This is a genomic window from Streptomyces sp. NPDC088910, from assembly GCF_044749865.1.
In the GTDB taxonomy this organism is placed as follows: Bacteria; Actinomycetota; Actinomycetes; order Streptomycetales; family Streptomycetaceae; genus Actinacidiphila.
Genome location: NZ_JBIVIV010000004.1, coordinates 103,843 through 122,063, shown reverse-complemented (window position 1 = coordinate 122,063; position 18,221 = coordinate 103,843). Strand labels below are relative to the sequence as shown.

Annotated in this window: 18 protein-coding genes; 3 read left to right on the top strand and 15 right to left on the bottom strand. The window is 72.0% G+C overall.

Translation table 11 applies throughout. The annotated features are described in order from the left end of the window. The first annotated feature begins 157 nt into the window (after positions 1 to 157). Both atzF and ACIP4Z_RS11605 read left to right on the top strand, forming a co-directional pair. Complete coding sequence (atzF, locus tag ACIP4Z_RS11610) at positions 158 to 1,798, top strand: allophanate hydrolase (protein WP_401306778.1); 1,641 nt, start codon at positions 158 to 160, stop codon at positions 1,796 to 1,798. A gap of 76 nt (positions 1,799 to 1,874) precedes the next feature. Continuing rightward, positions 1,875 to 2,438: a hypothetical protein gene (locus tag ACIP4Z_RS11605; protein ID WP_401306775.1), complete on the top strand. Its 564-nt coding sequence runs from the start codon at positions 1,875 to 1,877 to the stop codon at positions 2,436 to 2,438. A 139-nt stretch (positions 2,439 to 2,577) separates the two neighbouring features. Here ACIP4Z_RS11605 and ACIP4Z_RS11600 read toward each other — a convergent pair whose 3' ends face one another. The 12 genes from ACIP4Z_RS11600 to ACIP4Z_RS11545 form a co-directional block, all read right to left on the bottom strand. Further along, positions 2,578 to 5,433, bottom strand: a complete 2,856-nt coding sequence (locus ACIP4Z_RS11600; protein WP_355332972.1) for a DEAD/DEAH box helicase — start codon at positions 5,431 to 5,433, stop codon at positions 2,578 to 2,580. 142 nt (positions 5,434 to 5,575) lie between these two features. Next, positions 5,576 to 6,472, bottom strand: coding sequence for a diacylglycerol kinase (locus ACIP4Z_RS11595; RefSeq protein WP_401306771.1), 897 nt, complete (start codon positions 6,470 to 6,472; stop codon positions 5,576 to 5,578). Positions 6,473 to 6,554: 82 nt separating this feature from the next. Beyond that, positions 6,555 to 7,484, bottom strand: a complete 930-nt coding sequence (gene tatC, locus ACIP4Z_RS11590; RefSeq protein WP_355332976.1) for a twin-arginine translocase subunit TatC — start codon at positions 7,482 to 7,484, stop codon at positions 6,555 to 6,557. Between the two features lie 68 nt (positions 7,485 to 7,552). After that, entirely contained in the window at positions 7,553 to 7,840 is a 288-nt protein-coding gene (gene tatA, locus ACIP4Z_RS11585; protein WP_188282996.1) for a Sec-independent protein translocase subunit TatA, read from the bottom strand. Positions 7,841 to 8,087: 247 nt separating this feature from the next. Then, the gene (locus ACIP4Z_RS11580; RefSeq protein WP_355332978.1) at positions 8,088 to 8,291 is read right to left on the bottom strand and encodes a hypothetical protein; all 204 of its coding nucleotides are present in this window, start codon (positions 8,289 to 8,291) and stop codon (positions 8,088 to 8,090) included. A gap of 127 nt (positions 8,292 to 8,418) precedes the next feature. Then, positions 8,419 to 8,673: a hypothetical protein gene (locus tag ACIP4Z_RS11575; RefSeq protein WP_355332980.1), complete on the bottom strand. Its 255-nt coding sequence runs from the start codon at positions 8,671 to 8,673 to the stop codon at positions 8,419 to 8,421. 12 nt (positions 8,674 to 8,685) lie between these two features. Then, positions 8,686 to 9,612, bottom strand: coding sequence for a WYL domain-containing protein (locus tag ACIP4Z_RS11570; protein ID WP_355333585.1), 927 nt, complete (start codon positions 9,610 to 9,612; stop codon positions 8,686 to 8,688). Positions 9,613 to 9,753: 141 nt separating this feature from the next. Further along, positions 9,754 to 10,692: a WYL domain-containing protein gene (locus tag ACIP4Z_RS11565; RefSeq protein WP_355332982.1), complete on the bottom strand. Its 939-nt coding sequence runs from the start codon at positions 10,690 to 10,692 to the stop codon at positions 9,754 to 9,756. A 120-nt stretch (positions 10,693 to 10,812) separates the two neighbouring features. Beyond that, positions 10,813 to 11,184 carry an FKBP-type peptidyl-prolyl cis-trans isomerase gene (locus ACIP4Z_RS11560; RefSeq protein WP_188282992.1) on the bottom strand — a complete coding sequence of 124 codons (372 nt, stop codon included), beginning with the start codon at positions 11,182 to 11,184 and terminating at the stop codon, positions 10,813 to 10,815. Between the two features lie 39 nt (positions 11,185 to 11,223). After that, on the bottom strand, positions 11,224 to 12,234 hold the full coding sequence (locus ACIP4Z_RS11555) for an FKBP-type peptidyl-prolyl cis-trans isomerase (protein WP_355332984.1): 1,011 nt from the start codon (positions 12,232 to 12,234) through the stop codon (positions 11,224 to 11,226). 205 nt (positions 12,235 to 12,439) lie between these two features. Beyond that, positions 12,440 to 13,801: a Pup--protein ligase gene (gene pafA / locus ACIP4Z_RS11550; RefSeq protein ID WP_355332986.1), complete on the bottom strand. Its 1,362-nt coding sequence runs from the start codon at positions 13,799 to 13,801 to the stop codon at positions 12,440 to 12,442. Between the two features lie 9 nt (positions 13,802 to 13,810). Continuing rightward, a complete protein-coding gene (locus tag ACIP4Z_RS11545) occupies positions 13,811 to 15,067 on the bottom strand; it encodes an MFS transporter (protein WP_401306763.1) in 1,257 nt (418 codons plus the stop codon). 132 nt (positions 15,068 to 15,199) lie between these two features. Here ACIP4Z_RS11545 and ACIP4Z_RS11540 point away from each other — a divergent pair, with 132 nt between their 5' ends. Continuing rightward, positions 15,200 to 16,264: a LacI family DNA-binding transcriptional regulator gene (locus ACIP4Z_RS11540; RefSeq protein WP_401306760.1), complete on the top strand. Its 1,065-nt coding sequence runs from the start codon at positions 15,200 to 15,202 to the stop codon at positions 16,262 to 16,264. A gap of 58 nt (positions 16,265 to 16,322) precedes the next feature. On the opposite strand, the gene prcA is transcribed toward ACIP4Z_RS11540, so the two are convergent. The 3 genes from prcA to ACIP4Z_RS11525 all read right to left on the bottom strand — a co-directional run bounded on the left by prcA (position 16,323) and on the right by ACIP4Z_RS11525 (position 18,205). Further along, positions 16,323 to 17,069: a proteasome subunit alpha gene (gene prcA, locus ACIP4Z_RS11535; RefSeq protein ID WP_188282987.1), complete on the bottom strand. Its 747-nt coding sequence runs from the start codon at positions 17,067 to 17,069 to the stop codon at positions 16,323 to 16,325. A gap of 71 nt (positions 17,070 to 17,140) precedes the next feature. Further along, positions 17,141 to 17,986 (bottom strand): proteasome subunit beta, encoded by an 846-nt coding sequence (gene prcB, locus ACIP4Z_RS11530; RefSeq protein WP_355332993.1) that lies wholly within the window; start codon positions 17,984 to 17,986, stop codon positions 17,141 to 17,143. Further along, positions 17,987 to 18,205 (bottom strand): ubiquitin-like protein Pup, encoded by a 219-nt coding sequence (locus ACIP4Z_RS11525; RefSeq protein WP_188282985.1) that lies wholly within the window; start codon positions 18,203 to 18,205, stop codon positions 17,987 to 17,989. Between the last annotated feature and the right edge of the window lie 16 nt (positions 18,206 to 18,221).

Here is an 18,221-nt window from a genome sequence, read left to right as displayed (position 1 = left end):
GCCACCGCCGATCGCAACTCACCCCGCATGCGGCCAGGCGTGTGCGACATGCCAGAAGCAAAAAATCAGCCCGTCCGGCGATTGAGGACTAGCCCCAGCGGCAATGAGCGGCCCCCTGCCACCGCACCCGCACCCGCACATCAGACGGAGGAAGCCCATGGAGAGCGCTCAGGACCGCGTGCGGGCCGCGTATCGGCGGATCGCGGAGGTGGACCGCCCGGAGGTGTGGATCGCGCTGCGCGCGGAGGAGGAGGTGCGGGCGGAGGCGGCGGAGGTGGACGAGAGAAGGGCGGCCGGGGAGGCGCTGCCGCTGGCGGGGCGGCTGCTGGCGGTGAAGGGGAACATCGACGTGGCGGGCCTGGAGACGACGGCGGGCTGCCCGTCGTACGCGTACGCGCCGAGGGAGGACGCCCCGGCGGTGCGGGCCCTGCGCGCGGCGGGCGCGATCGTGCTGGGCAGCACGAACATGGACCAGTTCGCGACGGGCCTGGTCGGCACGCGAAGCCCCTACGGCGCGGTGCGCAACGCCGTCACCCCGGAGCGGGTGAGCGGCGGCTCCAGTTCGGGCTCGGCCGTAGCGGTGGCACTCGGCCTCGTGGACGTGGCGCTCGGTACGGACACGGCCGGCTCCGGCCGTGTCCCGGCGGCGTTCAACGGCATCGTCGGGGTGAAGCCGACCCGCGGCCTGGTGTCGACGCGCGGCGTCGTACCGGCGTGCGCGAGCCTGGACTGCGTGTCCGTCTTCGCCAGGACACTGCCCGAGGCCCGCCGCGCGATGGCGCTCCTCGCGAGCTGCGAGGCACCGCCGCGCCGCCCTGGACCGTGGCGGGTCGCGGTGGCGGCGCGAGCGCAACTCGGCGAGATGGACGCCGGATGGGCGGCGGCCTACGAGGCGGCGGCGGACCGGCTGGCCGCCGCCGGGGCCGAGCTGCGGACGCTGGACCTGACGCCGTTCACGCGGGCGGCGGCGCTGCTCTACGAGGGCGCTTTCGTCGCCGAACGCTGGTCAGCCGTGGGCGAGTTCATCGAGGCGCACCGGGACGCCCCCGACCTGGACCCGACCGTCACGGCCGTCATCACGGCGGCCCGCGACCTGCCCGCGCACCGCCTCTTCACCGACCAGCGGCGGCTGGCCGCACTGCGCACCGAGGCCATGGCGCGACTCGGCGACGCCGACGCCCTGTTGCTGCCGACCGCACCGGGGCACCCGACACTCGCCGAGGTCGCCGCCGACCCGCTCGGCGCCAACGCGCGCCTCGGCCGCTTCACCAACTCGGCCAACCTGCTGGACCTTTGCGCGGTCGCGGTCCCGGCAGGCACCGTCGAGGGCCGGCCCTTCGGCGTGATGCTGCTCGGCCCCGCGCACACCGACGACCGGATCGCGGACGTCGCCGCCCTGCTGGAGCCGCCTCTCCGCGTCGCCGTGGTCGGCGCCCACCTCTGCGGCCAGCCCCTCAACCACCAACTCGTCGCGCTCGGAGCCCGGTTGACGGCCACGACCACCACCGCCCCCGCGTACCGGCTCTACGCCCTGGACACCGAACCCGCCAAGCCCGGTCTGGTGCGGACCGAGAAGGGCGGCGCCGCCGTCGAGGCCGAGGTCTGGGAACTGCCCGCCGCCGGTCTCGGCACGCTCACCGCCGCCCTGCCGCGCCCGATGGCCCTGGGCAGCGTCGAGTTGTCCGACGGCACCAGTTGCCCCGGCTTCCTGTGCGAGCCGTCGGCGCTCGACAGTTCCGAGGACATCACGGCCTACGGCGGCTGGCGCGCGTACCTCGCCGACCGGTCCGGGGCATGAACCTCGACGGCGGACGCGGAGAAGTCGCCCCACCCGTCCCCCGCCACCCAGCGGCACCCTCCGTACACTGTGCGGATTGTTCACCGACGGGGAGGACCACGGCCGTATGCGCCGCGTCACCGCAATCACCACTGCTCTGCTGACCGTCACGCTCACCGGGACGGCCCTGGCGGGCTGTTCGTCGTCGGACTCGTCCGACGAGAGCGCCAAACCGTCCGCCTCGGCCGGGACACCGTCGGCCACGCCGACGACCTCGGCGGTGCCGACGAAGAACGCCAACGGCAGGCTGGAGTACACCGGGGACACCACCGGGACCGCCCTGTTCACCTCGGCGATCTCCTGCGAGGTCGTGGCGGGAAAGCTGGTCGGGGTGACCGCCCCCGACAGGACGGACGCGTCGGCGCCGAAGTCCCCGTCGTTCATCGCGACGACCGGGGGCCTCCAGAAGCTGGCGATGCTCCAGCCGACGGCCACCGACTCGTACTCCCAGCGGTCGTCCGGCAGCGTGACGGCCGCCAAGAGCGCCGGGACCTGGAAAGTGACGGTGAAGGACCTCGTCATCGCGGGCAACCACGGCGACGACAGGAAGTCGATCACCGTCAACGGCTCCCTGACCTGCACCAAGCTCACCGGTCAGTGAGTCGGGGCGTCGGTGTGTCGGTGCGGCCGTAAGGCCGTAATGCCGTAATGCCGTAATGCCGTGAGTCAACGCGCGGGCCGCCCGTGCGGCCCGTCATCCTCCGGGACCGGGCCGCACAGGTGCACGCCGCAGGGGCGGCTCACCCCACCGAGGAGTACGCGACGACCCCGCGTCGCAGCCCGTCGACCGCCCGGCGGGCGTTGCGGCGGACCGGGCTGCCCTCGGGAGCGGCGTCGCTGATCTGGCCCAGGACGTCGATGAGCTGCTTGCACCAGCGGACGAAGTCACCGGCGGGCATGTCGGCGTCGGAGAGGACCGCGTCCAGGCCGTGGCCCGAGGCCCAGCGGTAGGCGGGCCAGGCGAAGCCGAGGTCGGGCTCGCGCTGGCCGACGCCCTCGGCCTGGTTGATGTGGTGGGACTCCTCCAGCGCGTCGAGACGGCCCCAGATACGGACCATCTCGCCGAGGGCTTCCTTCGCGTTGCCGGTCGGCAGCTTGGGCGCGACGGCGTCGTCGGCCTGCCGGGTCTCGTAGACCAGCGCCGAGGCGCAGGCCGCCAGTTCGGCCGGGCCGAGGCCGTCCCAGACGCCCTCGCGCAGGCATTCGCTGGCGAGCAGGTCCAACTCGCCGTAGAGCCGGGCGAGCCGCCGCCCCTCGGGAGTGACCTTCTCGGCCTGGAGATAGCCCAGTTCGGTGAGCAGCGCGCAGATCCGGTCGAAGGTGCGGGCGATGGTGTTGGTGCGGCCCTCGATGCGCCGCTCCAACTGCTGGGTGTCGCGCCGCAGCCGGTGGTAGCGCTCGGCCCAGCGGGCGTGGTCCTCGCGCTCCTCGCAGCCGTGACAGGGGTGCGCGCGGATCGCGGTACGCAGCCGGGAGATCTCGGTGTCGTCGGCCGCGGCGGCCCGCTGCTTGCGGTGCCGTGAGGGTGCGGCCCAGCCCGCGGTGCCCGCCTTGGAGCGCATCGCGGAGGCGAGGTCGCGCCGGGACTGCGGGCTGCGCGGGTTGAAGGACTTGGGGATCCGCATCCGGTCCAGCGCCTCGACGGGAACGGGGAAGTCTATCTGCCCGAGCCGCTTGACCTGGCGCTCCGCGGTGAGCACCAACGGGCGCGGGCCGTCGGCGAATTCCTCGTTGCGATGCGGGTGGCCGTTGGAACGGCCCGCGGGGACACCGGGTTCGAGGACCAGCGCGAGCCCGGCGTACTTGCCCGCGGGGACGTGGATGATGTCGCCCGGCTTCAGCTTCTCCAGCGCGTCGGAGGCCGCGGCGCGGCGCTGCATCGCGCCCTGCCTCGACAGTTCCGACTCGCGTTCCTTCAGCTCCCGCCGCAGCCGCATGTAGGCGTCGAAGTCGCCGAGGTGGCAGGTCATCGACTGCTTGTAGCCGTCGAGCCCTTCCTCGTTGCGCTGCACCTGCTTGGAGATGCCGACCACCGAGCGGTCGGCCTGGAACTGCGCGAAGGACGTCTCCAGCAGCTCGCGCGAGCGGTGCCGCCCGAACTGCCCCACGAGGTTGACCGCCATGTTGTACGACGGCTTGAAGGACGACCGCAGCGGATACGTACGGGTGCCCGCGAGTCCGGCGACCGCGCCCGGGTCGAAACCGCGCTGCCAGAGCACCACGGCGTGGCCCTCGACGTCGATGCCCCGGCGGCCCGCGCGGCCGGTGAGCTGGGTGTACTCGCCGGGGGTGATGTCGGCGTGGGTCTCGCCGTTCCACTTGACGAGCTTTTCCAGCACCACGGAGCGGGCGGGCATGTTGATGCCGAGCGCCAGCGTCTCGGTGGCGAAGACCGCCTTGACCAGGCCCTTGACGAAGAGCTCCTCGACGACCTCCTTGAAGGTCGGGAGCATGCCCGCGTGGTGGGCGGCGATGCCGCGCTCCAGGCCCTCGAGCCATTCGAAGTAGCCCAGGACGTGCAGATCCTCGTCGGGGATGGCGCGGGTGCGCTCCTCCACGATGGCGCGCACCTGGGCGCGCTTGTCCTCGGTGTTCAGCCGCAGGCCCGCGTAGAGGCACTGCTGGACGGCGGCCTCGCAGCCCGCGCGGCTGAAGATGAAGGTGATGGCGGGGAGCAGTCCTTCGTTGTCCAGCCGGTCGATGACCTCGGCGCGGCTGGGCGTCCACACCCGGCTGCGGGCGCGCCGCTCCCGCTCGCGGTCGGCCTCGCGGCCGCGCTTGGCCCGCGGGTGGTAGCTGCGCTGGTTCTCCATCCGCGCGAGCCGTTCCAGATCGGCGTTGACCTCGCGGCGGCCCTTGCCGTCGGTGGCGCCGGCCTTCTCCTCGAAGAGGTCGTACATCCGGCGGCCGGCCAGCACGTGCTGCCACAGCGGGACCGGGCGGTGCTCGGAGACGATGACCTCGGTGTCGCCGCGGACGGTGTCGAGCCAGTCGCCGAACTCCTCGGCGTTGGAGACGGTCGCGGAGAGCGACACGAGGGTGACGGACTGCGGGAGGTGGATGATCACCTCTTCCCAGACGGCACCGCGGAAGCGGTCGGAGAGGTAGTGCACCTCGTCCATCACCACATAGCCGAGGCCGTCGAGGGCGGCGGAGCCGGCGTACAGCATGTTCCGCAGGACCTCGGTGGTCATGACGATCACCGGCGCGTCGCCGTTGACGCTGTTGTCACCGGTCAGCAGGCCGACCTTCTCGGCGCCGTAGCGCTTGGCGAGGTCGCTGTACTTCTGGTTGGACAGGGCCTTGATGGGCGTGGTGTAGAAGCACTTGCGGCCCTCGGCGAGGGCGAGGTGGACGGCGAACTCGCCGACGATGGTCTTGCCCGAGCCGGTCGGGGCGGCGACGAGGACGCCGCTGCCCGCCTCCAGCGCCTGGCACGCCTCGACCTGGAAGGGGTCGAGGCCGAACTCGTACATCTCACGGAACTGGGCGAGGGCCGTTGCGTTCTCCGCTGCGCGGCGACGGCTGGCGGCGAAGCGCTCGGCGGGCGACATCTCATCGAGCGCCATCTCATCTGCGGACTTCTCATCGGTCATCTTGGCTCCGAGCCTACCCGCCACCACTGACACGGCACGTGATCTTTATTGCCGCTATACCCGTCGAGCGGCAGGATCAGGCCCGCCGCGCCGCCCGGATCAGGCCCCCCATGGGGCACCGCGCACCCGCGCGGCAACCGGCTCAGACCAGCAGCCGTACGGCCTTCGGCACCGTCTCGGCGACCAGCGGCAGCGGCCCGATCCGCTCGCCGTCCGCGTAGCCGGTCACGCCCTGCGCCGGGTCGACGTCCAGCCGGACGCGGGCCGCGCGGTGCACGTTGACGACCGGGTGGCTCGGGTGGGTGCCCCGGTAGACGCGGGGGAAGACCCGCAGCAGGGTGGTGCGGCTGCACGGGCCGACCACGCACACGTCGAAGAGCCCGTCGTCCATCACCGCGTCCGCGCAGATCCGCATGCCGCCGCCGTACGACGAGCCGTTGCCGACGGCTATCAGCGTGGCCTCGATCTGCCGTTCCGGCGCGTCGTCGAAGGTCACCCGGTACGGGATCGGCCGCAGCGCCGCCAGCTCCGCGAGCATCGCCAGGTCGTAGCGGAAGCGGCCGACGGGCCAGCGCATACGGTTGCCGCGGTCGTTGACCCGCGAGTCGAAGCCGGAGGCGAGGACGGTGCCGAACCAGCGCTCCCCGGTCCTGCCCAGGTCCAGCGCCCGGCTGCGGCCGTCCCGCAGCGCCTCGGCGATGCCCGTACCGGCCGCGGCGGCGTCCCGGACCGGCAGGCCGTTGACCCGCGCGAAGTCGTTGCCGGTGCCGACGGCGACCACGCCGAGCGGCGTGTCGGTCCCGGCGACCGCCTGGAGAGCCAGCGAGACCATGCCGTCACCGCCGACCGCGACCAGCGCCCCCGTACCGCTGTCGACGGCCTGCCGGGCGCGGGCCAGCGCGTCGGCCGCGTCCTCGCCCACGACGGTACGGACGCCGTAACCGGCTTCGCGGAGCGCGTGGGCGGCGGGCTGGGCGGCGCGGGCGCCCCGGCCGCGTCCGGCGACGGGATTGACGAAGAGGGTGATCTCGCTGGTCACGCGCGGACCCTACCGGACAGCCGCCCCCCACCAGTAGCGGTGGGGGGCGGCGGTGTCAGGGGCCGGCCGGGCGGTCGTGCGCTCAGGTCGCGTCGTCGTAGCCGTCGTCGACGCGCTCGCCGGTCCGGTCCTCGTACGGCTCGGCGGCGATCTGCTCCGGGACGTGGTCCAGGGTGGACGCCTCGTCCGGGTCGAGGGCGTAGTCCGGGTTCGCTTCGAGTCGGCGCTTGCGGCGGCTGTCGTTGAAGAAGCAGATGCCCATGGCGACGAAGTACAGGAAGACGATCGGCGCGGCCAGCAGGCACATGGTGAGCGGGTCGCCGGTGGGCGTGGCGACCGCGGCGAAGACGGTGATGCCGATCACCATGCCGCGCCACCAGCCGAGCATGCGACGGCCGCTGACCATGCCGGTGAAGTTGAGCAGCACCAGCACCAGGGGCAGTTCGAAGGCGAGGCCGAAGACGATCACCATGCGGACGACGAGGTCGAGGAAGTCGTCGAGGGCCAGCAGGTTGGTGGTGTCGTCCGGCACGAAGCCGATCATGATCCTGGCGGTCTGCGGCAGGATCGCGTAGGCCAGCCAGGCACCGGCGAAGAAGAGCGGGACACCCGCGCCGACGAAGCCGAGGGTGTACCGCTTCTCGCTGCGGTGCAGGCCGGGCGCGAGGAACGCCCAGAGCTGGTAGAGCCAGACCGGCGAGGCGCAGAGGATGCCCGCCATCAGCGAGACCTTCAGCGCGATGGAGAAACCGCCGAGCAGACCGTTGACGGTCATCTGGGCGCAGGGCTGGCCGTTCTTCTGGTGCGTCGCACCGTCCACACAGCCGACCGACTTGAGGATCGGGTGCTGGAAGAAGTGAATGATGTCCTTGTAGACGAACGCCGCCACGATCGTGACGGCCAGGATCGCCAGGACGGACTTGGCCAGCCTGTTGCGCAGCTCACGCAGGTGGTCCGCGAGGGGCATCCGCCCCTCGGGGTCCTTCTCCTGCTTGCGGGCAGTCTTGAGCACCCACGTCCTCGTCTCGTGCGGCAGCCGCCCGGCTCGCGGTCGGCTTCGTCCTTCAGCAGAGGGTCAGGTCAGGCCCGGGGCGTGCGGTCCGCCGGCTCGGAGACCGGACGGGCGCTCGTGGTGTCGCCGGGCGCGGCCTGGATGGTGCGGGGTGCGGCCTGCTCCTGGGGAGCCGGGGCGGCGGTGGACTCCGCGGTGCCGGAGTCGTCGTTCTTCATCGCCTTGGCCTCGCTCTTGAGGATGCGCGCCGACTTGCCGAGCGACCGGGCCATGTCGGGCAGCTTCTTCGCGCCGAAGAGCAGGACGACGACGAGAAGGATCAGGACGATCTCTAGGGGCTTGAGATTGCCGAGCATAAAATGTCTACCTTCTCACCGGTGGGCGGCGTGTTCCGTGACTGCGAGGGCGTGGCGCTCGCGCGTCCGCTTCCGCAGGTGCACGACGATTCGGGCAGGTGCCCGGCCGCCGCGCTGGCTGTGATCGTATCGTGCACCGGTGAACACCGGGGAATGCCCCGGAATCCGCCGGATTGCGACCCTCGCCGCGCTCGTGAGTACGGGCCGCCCGGTCAGCGTACCCCGCGTTCGCGGCCTCGCGGCAGGCTCAGCTTCTGGAGATCTGCCCGGCACGCTCGCTCAACGGGCGGGCGGCGCGCTGCAGACGGTCGCCCGCGGCGGCCAGCGCGTCGGTGGCCGCGGCCACCTGCCGGGCCAGTTCCTGGACGGCGGCGAAGACCCGGACCGCCAGCACCCCGAGCACCAGGAGTCCCGCGGTCGCCAGGCCGACGCAGAGATAGAGCCACCACATGGGCCGCGAGCCTACCGGTTCCGTTTCCGCGCCGACGCCACCCGTACCGGCCTGTTCCGTACCGGCCTGTTCCGTACCACCCCCGTGCGCACCGGGCCCGGCCGCGGCCGCCCGACGTGAACACCCGTCAGGGGGCGTGGAGTCGCATCGTGCGGACCCCGCCGACCGTGAGCAGTTCGACGATCCGCTCCCCCGCCGGTTTGCGGACGGCGGTGTCGCATTCGGGGCAGGTGAAGGAGTAGAAGGTCGTACGCGCCGAGCCGCCGATCGCCAGCAGCAGCGCTCCCGCGGACAGTTCGAAGCTGGTGCGGCAGTGCGGGCAGCCCGCGCGGAAGAGCACGGGCATGGTCATGGGCGCGCAGCCGGACGCCGTGGCCGTCATCGTGATGTCCTCTCACTCCCCGTAGGCGGCGAGCGCCAGCACGGCGGCGTCGCGCGCGTCCCCCGCCAGTTCGGGGGGCGACACGATCCGGCCGTCCTTGCCGAGCCGCAGCGCGAGCCGCCGCAGCGACCCGGGGTCGGGGGTGCGCAAGGTGATGCGCAGGCCGCCGTCGGGCTGCTCCTCGGCACTGTCGTGCGGATAGTATTCCGCGACCCAGCGCCCGCCGGGGCCCACTTCGATCACTACCTCGGGGTCGTCGCCCGCGGGCTGGACCAGGCCCTGCGACAGGTCGCGCGGCTGGAGCCGCGGCGGGTCGGACGGCTCGTCCAGCAGCCGGATCTCCTCGACCCGGTCCAGCCGGAAGGTGCGCCGGTCCTCCGAGAGGCGGCACCAGCCCTCGAAGTAGGTGTGGCCGACGGCGAACAGCCGGATCGGGTCGACCTCGCGCTCGGTCAGCGCGTCCCTGGCGGGCGAGTAGTAGCGCATCCACAGCCGCCGCCGCTCGGTGATCGCCCGGTCCACGGTGGCGAACACGCTGCCCTCGGACTCGAAGGTCACCGAGAGCTGCGCGCTGGCCCCGGCCGCCTCGCCCGCGGCGGCCTCCAGCTTCGCCCCGGCGCGCAGCAGCGCCTGCCGGTCGCTGTCCCGCAGGCCCGGCAGATTGGCCACCGCGCGGGCGGCCACCAGCAGCGCGGTGGCCTCGTCCGCGGCCAGCCGCAGCGGCTGCGCCACGTCGTCCGCGGTGCCGGGGTTGTGCCACCAGATCCGTTCGCCGTCGGTGTCGATGTCCAGCAGGTCGCCGCCGCGGAAGCTGGTGCCGCACAGCGGCAGCACATTGAGGTCGCCGATCAGCTCGGCCTCGGTCACCCCGAAGGCCCGTGCCACCTCGCTGACCCGTGCTCCGGGCCGCTCCCGCAGATACGTCACCAGGGACAGCATCCTGCGCGTCTGGTCGATCGCGTTGCTCACGCCGCCGTCCCCCGCCTGTTCTTCGCTTCCGTGCCCGCCCGGCGCAAGGCCGCGGCCGTCGTCCTGGTCCGCCGCCCGGCGGCCCCGCGTGCGTCGCTCACGTCGGCCACGTCAGCCCTTCGCCACGGCGCGCAGCCGGTCCAGTACGTCCGTGCGCAGCTCCTCGGGCGCCAGGACGAGTACGTCGGGGCCGAACTCGGCCAGCCAGGCGTCGAGTCCGTGCCCGTAGGGGATCTCCAGCTCGTCCCAGTCGGCGTCCACCGGGGTGGTCGTCACGGCGCGGGAGCGCAGCGGGTAGCCGCTGTCGCGGCGCAGCCGGATGCGGGCGGTGGCGGTGGCGCCCTCGCCCGCCCAGCGGGCCACCGCCTCGCGGACGTCGACGTGCGCGGGCACCTCGGTGGTGAAGGCGCCGCGGGCGCGGACCTTGCCGCTGATCCGGGAGAGCCGGAAGACGCGGACGGCGCCGCGGTCGCGGTCCCAGCCCGCCACGTACCAGTGGCCGCGCCAGCACTCCAGCGCCCACGGCTCGATCTGCCGCGGCTCCGGCCGTGCGGCGTTGGCCTTGCGGTACTCGAAGGAGACGGCGCGCCGCTCGCGGGTGGCGAGCATCAGGGCCTCGAAGGCGGGTTCCGGCGTGGGGATGCGCGGTTCGAGGGCGCTGTGGGTGTCCTCGTACGGGACGCCCGCCGCGCGCAGCTTCTGGAGCGCGCCGCTGGCGGCCTCGGCGAATCTGGCCTGCTGCCAGACCTTGGCGGCCAGCGCGAGCGCGGCGGCCTCCTCGGGATCGAGGGCGATGTCGGGCAGCCGGTTGCGGTCGCGCCGCGCCAGGTAGCCGAACTCGCCGTCGATGCTCTCCACCGTGTCGATGACCAGACCCAGCTCGCGCAGGTCGTCCTTGTCCCGTTCGAACATCCGGTTGAAGGAGTCGTCGGAGGTGACCTCGTGGTACGCCTCGATGGAGCTGCGCAGCTCGCGTTTGCTGACCGGCCGCCGGGTGTTCATCAGGCACAGTGCGAGATTCATCAACCGCTCAGCCTTGGCAATCGCCATCCCGCACCCTTCGTTCGGCTCTCGTCGCCGACCGTACCGCCCCGAGGTCCCGCGACAAAAGCCGAGGAGCCCCGGCCTGGCAGGCCGGGGCTCCTGTGACGGCTGTGCGGACGGGCCCGATCAGACGGCGACGAGGTCGCAGACGAAGATCAGGGTCTCGCCGGGCTTGATCGCGGCGCCGGCGCCGCGGTCGCCGTAGGCGAGGTGCGCGGGGATGATGAGCTGGCGGCGACCGCCGACCTTCATGCCCTGCACGCCCTGGTCCCAGCCGGCGATGACCTGTCCGACGCCGAGCTTGAACTGGAGCGCGGAGCCGCGGTTCCAGCTCGCGTCGAACTCCTCGCCGGAGGAGAAGGCCACGCCGACGTAGTGGACGGAGACCGTGTCCCCGGCCTTGGCGACCGGGCCGTCGCCCTCCCAGATGTCCTTGATCTCCAGGTCGGCCGGCGGCTCGCCGCCCGGGAAGTCGATCTCGGGCTTCTCGATGCTCACTTCAATGCTCCTTGTGCGTTGCGGGCAACCTGGACAGTCTTACAGAATCGCCAGGATGTCCAAGGAGAAGACCAGGGTGGCGTTGGCCGGGATGTTGCTGCCGCTGGGCGGCGTGGCGCCGTAGGCCAGGTCTCCGGGGGTCACCAGCATGACGCGGCTGCCCGCCTTCTTGCCGACCAGGCCCTCCTGCCAGCCCTTGATGAGCTGCGCGAGCGGGAAGGCGGCGAGCTGACCGGCGGTGTAGCTGGCGTCGAACTCCTTGCCGCCGTCCCACAGCACGCCCTTGTACTGGAGCAGCAGCGTGTCGGTGGCCTTCACCGCGGCGCCGTCGCCCTCCAGGATGTACTCGGAGACCAGCTTGGTCGGCGCCTTGACCTTGGGCACCGTGATGCTGGGCGCCTTGCCGTCGGTGTTGGTGCCGACCTTCGGCAGATTCGCGTCGTTCTGCGGGACGGCCTTGCCCTTGGCGGAGCTCTTGGCGTTGTAGGTCGCCAGCACGTCGATCACGAAGACCAGCGTGTCGGTGCCCTTGATGCCCGCCTGGGAGTTGCCCGAGGTGCCGTAGCCCAGGGCCGGCGGGATCGCCATCTCGACGCGGCTGTTGACCTTCTGGCCGACCAGGCCCTTGTCCCAGCCGGGGATGACCTTCCCCTGGCCGATGACGTTGGTGTACGGCGCGCGGCCGTAGGAGGTGTCGAAGACCTTGGCGGTGTCCCAGATCTGGCCGAGGTAGTTGGTCGTGACGTAGTCGCCCGCGACGATGGCGGCGCCGTCGCCCTGGATGACGGTCTTGACGGCCAGGTCGGTGGACGGGGTGCCGGTGCCCTTGGCGACGGTGGGCTTCTCGCCGAACTTGGTGCCGCCGGTGATGTCCGGTACGGGGCCCGCCACGATCTTCGTGCTGGGCGTGGCGGACGCGGACGGCGAGCCCGAGGTCGAGGGGGATTCGGATGCCGCCGGGTCGCTCTTGCTCTTGCTGTCGTCGCTGCCACAACCGGCGGCGGTGAGCATGAGCGCGGGCACGGCGAGCAGTACGGAGCGTCGGCGCACGGATGTCCTCGGTTCGGATCGGGTTCGGGAACGGCGGCTGGATGCCGTCCCACACCCTACGGCGTGCCACAGGCCCCGTACGAGTTCTGCACGGGGCCTGTGTGCTGTCTGTGACGCCGGGTCATGGCGTGCGCCGGTACGTCTAACCGACAGGTCGTACCGGGATGTCACGCCGCCGGTAGGACATATCGGCTCGCGTACCGGCCTACATACCGGCGATGAGCTTCTCCACCCGGTCGTCGACCGACCGGAAGGGGTCCTTGCACAGCACGGTGCGCTGCGCCTGGTCGTTGAGCTTCAGGTGCACCCAGTCGACGGTGAAGTCGCGGCGCTGTTCCTGCGCGCGGCGGATGAAGTCGCCGCGCAGCCGCGCCCTGGTGGTCTGCGGGGGCACCGACTTGGCCTCGAAGATCTTCAGGTCGGTGCAGATCCGCTTGGCCTGGCCCTTGCGTTCCAGCAGGTAGTACAGGCCGCGGCGGCGGTGGATGTCGTGGTAGGCGAGGTCGATCTGGGCGACCCGGGGGTGGGACATCGTGATGTTGTCCCGGTTCCGGTAGCGCTCGATGAGCTGGTACTTCATCACCCAGTCGATCTCGGTGCCGATCCGGGCGAGGTCGCCGCTGCCGATGGAGTCCAGGGTGCGGCCCCACAGCTCCAGGACCTGCTCGATGACACCGCTGCGGATGCCGCGGCGCTCGCAGAACTCGACGGCCTTGGAGTAGTACTCCTGCTGGATGTCCAGGGCGGACGCCTCGCGGCCCGAGGCGAGCCGGACCTTGCGGCGGCCGGTGATGTCGTGGCTGACCTCGCGGATGGCCCGGATCGGGTTCTCCAGGGTCAGGTCGCGCATCACGGTGCCCGCCTCGATCATCCGCAGGACGAGGTCGGTGGCGCCGACCTTGAGCAGCATCGTGGTCTCGGACATGTTGGAGTCGCCGACGATGACGTGCAGGCGCCGGTAGCGCTCGGCGTCGGCGTGCGGCTCGTCGCGGGTGTTGATGATCGGACGGGAGCGGGTGGTGGCGGAGCTGACACCCTCCCAGATGTGCTCGGCCCGCTGGCTCACGCAGAAAACGGCGCCGCGCGGGGTCTGGAGCACCTTCCCCGCGCCGCACAGAAGCTGCCGGGTGACGAGGAACGGAATGAGGATGTCCGCGAGCCGGGAGAATTCCCCGTGCCTGGCGACCAGGTAATTCTCGTGACATCCGTAGGAGTTGCCGGCCGAGTCGGTGTTGTTCTTGAAGAGGTACACATCGCCTGCGATGCCCTCTTCGTGAAGGCGCCGTTCGGCGTCCACGAGAAGGCCCTCAAGGATGCGTTCGCCGGCCTTGTCGTGCGTGACGAGTTCGGTGACGTTGTCGCACTCGGGAGTGGCGTACTCCGGGTGCGAACCGACGTCGAGATAGAGGCGGGCACCGTTGCGGAGGAAAACATTGCTGCTCCGGCCCCATGACACGACACGGCGGAAGAGGTACCGCGCCACCTCGTCAGGGGACAGACGCCGCTGTCCCCTGAACGTGCATGTGACGCCGTACTCGTTCTCCAGCCCGAAAATGCGGCGGTCCATGTCTGAACATTACGCCTGATGCGTGGTGCTGAAACGAGGTTCGACCGCTCCGTTTCGATCTTTTTCGGAGGGGCTCCGGAGGTTTGGCGGCGTCAGGATTCGGCCGGTGCACAGCAGGACGAGCATCGCGACCGCGCCGCCCGCGCCCGCGACCCCGAATCCGGCGGCCGTTCCGCCGTGTTGGGCGGCGACTCCGGCGGCGGCCGTGCCGAGCGCCGCGCCGACCCCGGCGGAGGTCACCACCCAGGAGAACGCCTCGGTGACGGTGCCGGCCGGGGCGTGTCGGTCGACCACGAGGAAGCCGCAGGCCAGGGCGGGGGCGAGGAAGAGTCCGGCGAGCGCGGCCAGCGGCAGCATCCAGGGCAGGCCCGGCACCAGCGCCAGCGGCGGGTAGCAGAGGGCGAGGCCGACCGAGAGCAGCCGCAGGCGGCGCTCGGGCACGCCGGACCAGACGCGGGCGCCGTAGGTGAGGCCGCCGACGAGGGCGCCCGCGCCGTTGGCGGCCAGGACGTACGCGGCGACCGGGCCGCCGCCGTGCGCGTCGCCGTAGGCCACGGCGGCCAGCGAGACGGCGCCGAGGGCGATGCCGACGAAGAAGAAGGCGCCGAGCAGGACGGCGAGGCCCGGTGAGCGCAGCGCGCCGAGCCAGTGGGCCTCGTGCGGGACGGCCCGCCACTGCCGGGAGGGGCGGGAGGTCACCACGACGAGGGTGCCCGCGACGCCGAGCGCGCCGGTGACGATCAGGGCGACGGCCTGCGAGGCGGCCGAGACGATGACGGTCACCAGCAGCGGCCCGAGGGTGAACAGCACCTCCTGCGCGGCGGCGTCCAGCGCGTACGCCTTCTGCACCCGCTCCTCGTCGCCTAGCACGGAGGCCCACAGGGCCCGCAGGCCGCCCTCCAGCGGCGGTGTGGCGACCCCGGCCAGGACGACGGCGGCGACGGCCAGCGGCAGCGGGTCGGGGCCGACGGCCGCGAGCAGTCCGAAGCCCGCCGCGGCCAGCAGCGCGGCGGCGGTCATCACCCGCGGCTGGCCGCGCCGGTCGACGGCCCGGCCGAGCAGCGGCTGCCCGATGGCGACGGCGGCGCCGTAGATCGCGGACAGGGTGCCCGCGAGGCCGTATCCGGCGCCCTCGGAGCGCGCGAAGAGCACGATGGCGAGCGCCGCCATGGCGTTGGGCAGCCGTCCGAGGAGGGTCCCGCCGAGCAGCCGTGCGGCGTGCCGTGTACGCAGCAGGTCCCCGTATCCCGCGGTCTGCCCAGCCATCCCGGCCCCTCTCCCCCGGCGGTCCCCGGTGCCTCGCCGCCGTGACCGGCGGGTCACGGCCGCGACCCGCACCGCGACCCGAAGGCCGCGACCGCTCACGTGTTACGTATAACGTCTACGGTCATACGTACCATGTCGGCAGTCGGCGGGTCCACCCGCAGGAGCGAACGGGAAGGGTGCGGAAGGTTGACGGGGAGTACGCGGCCGACCTCTCGTGACGTCGCGCGGGCGGCCGGAGTGTCGCAGGCGACGGTCTCGCTCGTGCTCGGCGGGAAGTGGCACGGCCGGGTGTCGGAGCGGACGGCGCACGCCGTGCGGGACGCGGCGGGGCGGCTCGGCTACCGGCCGAATCTCGCCGCCCGCAATCTGCGGCTCGGCCGCACCCGGACGGCCCTGATGGTGGTGCCCGCGCTCACCAACGAGTACTTCGCCCGCGTCTATACGGGGGCGGCGCTGGTCGCCGCCGAGCACGGCTTCGGCGTGGTGCTCTACCCGTCACCCGACGGCGTCGGACCGGCCCGCGACCCCTTCGGCTCCGCCCGGGCGGCCATCGACGGGGTCATCGCCTCCTCGATGGCCGCGGACGCCCTGACCGGCATCGGCGGCGGCGAACTGCCGCTGGTGATGCTGGACAGCGGTCCGGCGGCGCCGGGCGGTCCCCCCACGGTCGACCTGGCGGTCGGCGACGGATTCCGGCAGGTGGTGCGCCACCTCGTCGCGCTCGGGCACCGGCGGATCGCCCATGTCGCGGCCGACATCGACAGCTGGACCTTCCACGAGCGCACGCGGACGGTCGCGGCCGAGCTGTCCGCGGTTCCCGGAGCGGAACTCACCTCCGAGCGCTGCTCCCTGGACGTGGACGCCGGTCGCTCCGCCGCCCTGCGCGCTCTGCGCGGGCCGGGCCCCCGGCCCACCGCCCTGCTGTGCGACGACGACATCCTGGCCGCGGGGGCGTGCAAGGCCGCCAGGAGCCTGGGGCTCCGGGTGCCCGCGGACCTGTCCGTCACCGGCTTCGACGATCTGGCGTTGGCCACCGCGCTCGATCCCGAGCTGACCAGCGTGCGGCTGCCCGCCGAGGCGGTCGGGGACCGCGGTATGACCGCGCTGCTCAGCCTTCTCGACGGGGGCTCCGTCGGGCCGGTGGAACTCCCCGTCGAACTCGTCGTCCGCGGCTCCTCGGCCCCCCCGCCGGCCTGATCCCTCGCCAGGTCACCGCCCGCCCCCCGCGGGGGGCGGGCCGCGCGCCTGCGGGGCGCTACTCCTCCTCGTCCGAAGGGTCGTCCGTGGTGGCCGTCGAGGCGGACTCGGTCTCCAGCAGGCGGGAGAGCTGGCGGCCGAGGATGCGCTTGAACTTGCGCTGCTGGGGGCGGGTGCGGTCGAGGACGGCGACCTCCAACTGCTCGGCGGTGAGCTGGCGGTCGCTGCCGTTGTTGTCGCGGCCGAGGGATTCGACGGCCAGCGCCAGCGCCTCGGCGAGCGTCATGCCGTCGCGGTGCCGCTGGTCGAGGTAGCTGCCGATCTGGTCGGAGTTGCCGCCGACCGCGACCGCGCCGTGCTCGTCGACGATCGACCCGTCGTGCGGCAGCCGGTAGATCTGGTCGTCCTCGGGGGCCGAGCCGACCTCCGCGACGATCAGCTCGACCTCGTAGGGCTTCTCCCCCACGCTGGAGAAGATGGTGCCCAGGGTCTGCGCGTAGACGTTGGCCAGCCCACGGGCCGTCACGTCCTCGCGGTCGTAGGTGTATCCGCGCAGATCGGCGTAGCGCACGCCGCCGATCCGCAGATTCTCGAACTCGTTGTACTTCCCGACCGCCGCGAAGGCGATCCGGTCGTAGATCTCGCTGACCTTGTGGAGTGCGCGGGACGGGTTCTCGGCGACGAAGACGATGCCGTCGGTGTACTGGAGCACGACGACGCTGCGGCCACGCGCGATGCCCTTGCGGGCGTACTCGGCGCGGTCGGCCATGGCCTGCTGAGGTGAAACGTAAAAGGGCGTGGACACCGGCTAACCGTGCCTTTCTGCTGTCGGCTCTGAGGGATGCGTCGCTTGACCGGTTCTCAACTGACCGGCTCTCAGAGCACTTCGGCCCGCGGGCCGTCGGGGTGCTCCAGACGTCCGTCCAGCACGGCGCGGGCGATCTCGGAGACCTCGGCCTCGCTGAGCCTGCGGAAGCCCTCTTCGGTGATCACCGCGACGATCGGGTAGATCCGCCGGGTGATGTCAGGGCCGCCGGTGGCCGAGTCGTCGTCCGCGGCGTCGTAGAGCGCCTGGATGACGGCGGTGGCCAACTGACGCTCGGTGAGGTCGCTGCGGTAGAGCTTCTTCAGCGAGCTGCGGGCGTAGACCGAGCCGGAGCCGGTCGCGGTGAAGCCCACGTCCTCGCTGCGACCGCCGGTCACGTCGTACGAGAAGATGCGGCCCTTCTCGCGCTCGGTGTCGTATCCGGCGAAGAGCGGGACGACGGCCAGCCCTTGGAGCGCCATGCCGAGATTGCCGCGGATCATGGTGGACAGCCGGTTGGCCTTGCCCTCCAGGGACAGCGTCGCCCCTTCGATCTTCTCGTAGTGCTCCAGCTCCAGTTGGAAGAGCTTGACCATCTCCACCGCGAGGCCCGCGGTGCCCGCGATGCCGACCGCCGAGAACTCGTCGGCGGGGAAGACCTTCTCGATGTCGCGCTGGGCGATGACATTGCCCATCGTGGCCCGCCGGTCACCGGCGAGGATGACCCCGCCGCTGAAGGTGGCGGCCACGATGGTGGTGCCGTGCGGGAGTTCGACGGCGCCCTTGACCGGCGGGAGCGACCGGTTGCCCGGCAGCAGCTCCGGCGAGTGGTCGCCCAGGAAGTCCAGGAAGGAGGAGGATCCCGGCGTCAGGAACGCCGCCGGGAGCCGTCCGGTGCCATACGTGCCGGCTGCCACCTACTCGCCGCCCTTCTGCACGAAGGAGCGCACGAAGTCCTCGGCGTTCTCCTCGAGTACGTCGTCGATCTCGTCCAGCACCGAGTCCACGTCGTCGGAGAGCTTCTCCTGGCGCTCCTTGAGGTCGTCGGCCGCCTGGGCGTCCTGCTGGACCTCCTCGACCTCCTCCGTGGAACGCGTCGCCTTCTGCTGTCCGCCGTCGGTGTCCTTGGTAGCCATGTCCCTCACCCCGCTA

What these genes read in the sequence shown, in the direction of transcription:
- atzF (WP_401306778.1), top strand. Translation starts at nt 158, where the DNA reads ATGGAGAGCGCTCAGGACCGCGTGCGGGCCGCGTATCGGCGGATCGCG.
- ACIP4Z_RS11600 (WP_355332972.1), bottom strand. Translation starts at nt 5,433, where the DNA reads ATGACCGATGAGAAGTCCGCAGATGAGATGGCGCTCGATGAGATGTCG.
- tatA (WP_188282996.1), bottom strand. Translation starts at nt 7,840, where the DNA reads ATGCTCGGCAATCTCAAGCCCCTAGAGATCGTCCTGATCCTTCTCGTC.
- ACIP4Z_RS11580 (WP_355332978.1), bottom strand. Translation starts at nt 8,291, where the DNA reads ATGTGGTGGCTCTATCTCTGCGTCGGCCTGGCGACCGCGGGACTCCTG.
- ACIP4Z_RS11575 (WP_355332980.1), bottom strand. Translation starts at nt 8,673, where the DNA reads ATGACGGCCACGGCGTCCGGCTGCGCGCCCATGACCATGCCCGTGCTC.
- ACIP4Z_RS11570 (WP_355333585.1), bottom strand. Translation starts at nt 9,612, where the DNA reads ATGCTGTCCCTGGTGACGTATCTGCGGGAGCGGCCCGGAGCACGGGTC.
- ACIP4Z_RS11565 (WP_355332982.1), bottom strand. Translation starts at nt 10,692, where the DNA reads ATGGCGATTGCCAAGGCTGAGCGGTTGATGAATCTCGCACTGTGCCTG.
- pafA (WP_355332986.1), bottom strand. Translation starts at nt 13,801, where the DNA reads ATGGACCGCCGCATTTTCGGGCTGGAGAACGAGTACGGCGTCACATGC.
- ACIP4Z_RS11545 (WP_401306763.1), bottom strand. Translation starts at nt 15,067, where the DNA reads ATGGCTGGGCAGACCGCGGGATACGGGGACCTGCTGCGTACACGGCAC.
- ACIP4Z_RS11540 (WP_401306760.1), top strand. Translation starts at nt 15,200, where the DNA reads ATGTCGGCAGTCGGCGGGTCCACCCGCAGGAGCGAACGGGAAGGGTGC.
- ACIP4Z_RS11525 (WP_188282985.1), bottom strand. Translation starts at nt 18,205, where the DNA reads ATGGCTACCAAGGACACCGACGGCGGACAGCAGAAGGCGACGCGTTCC.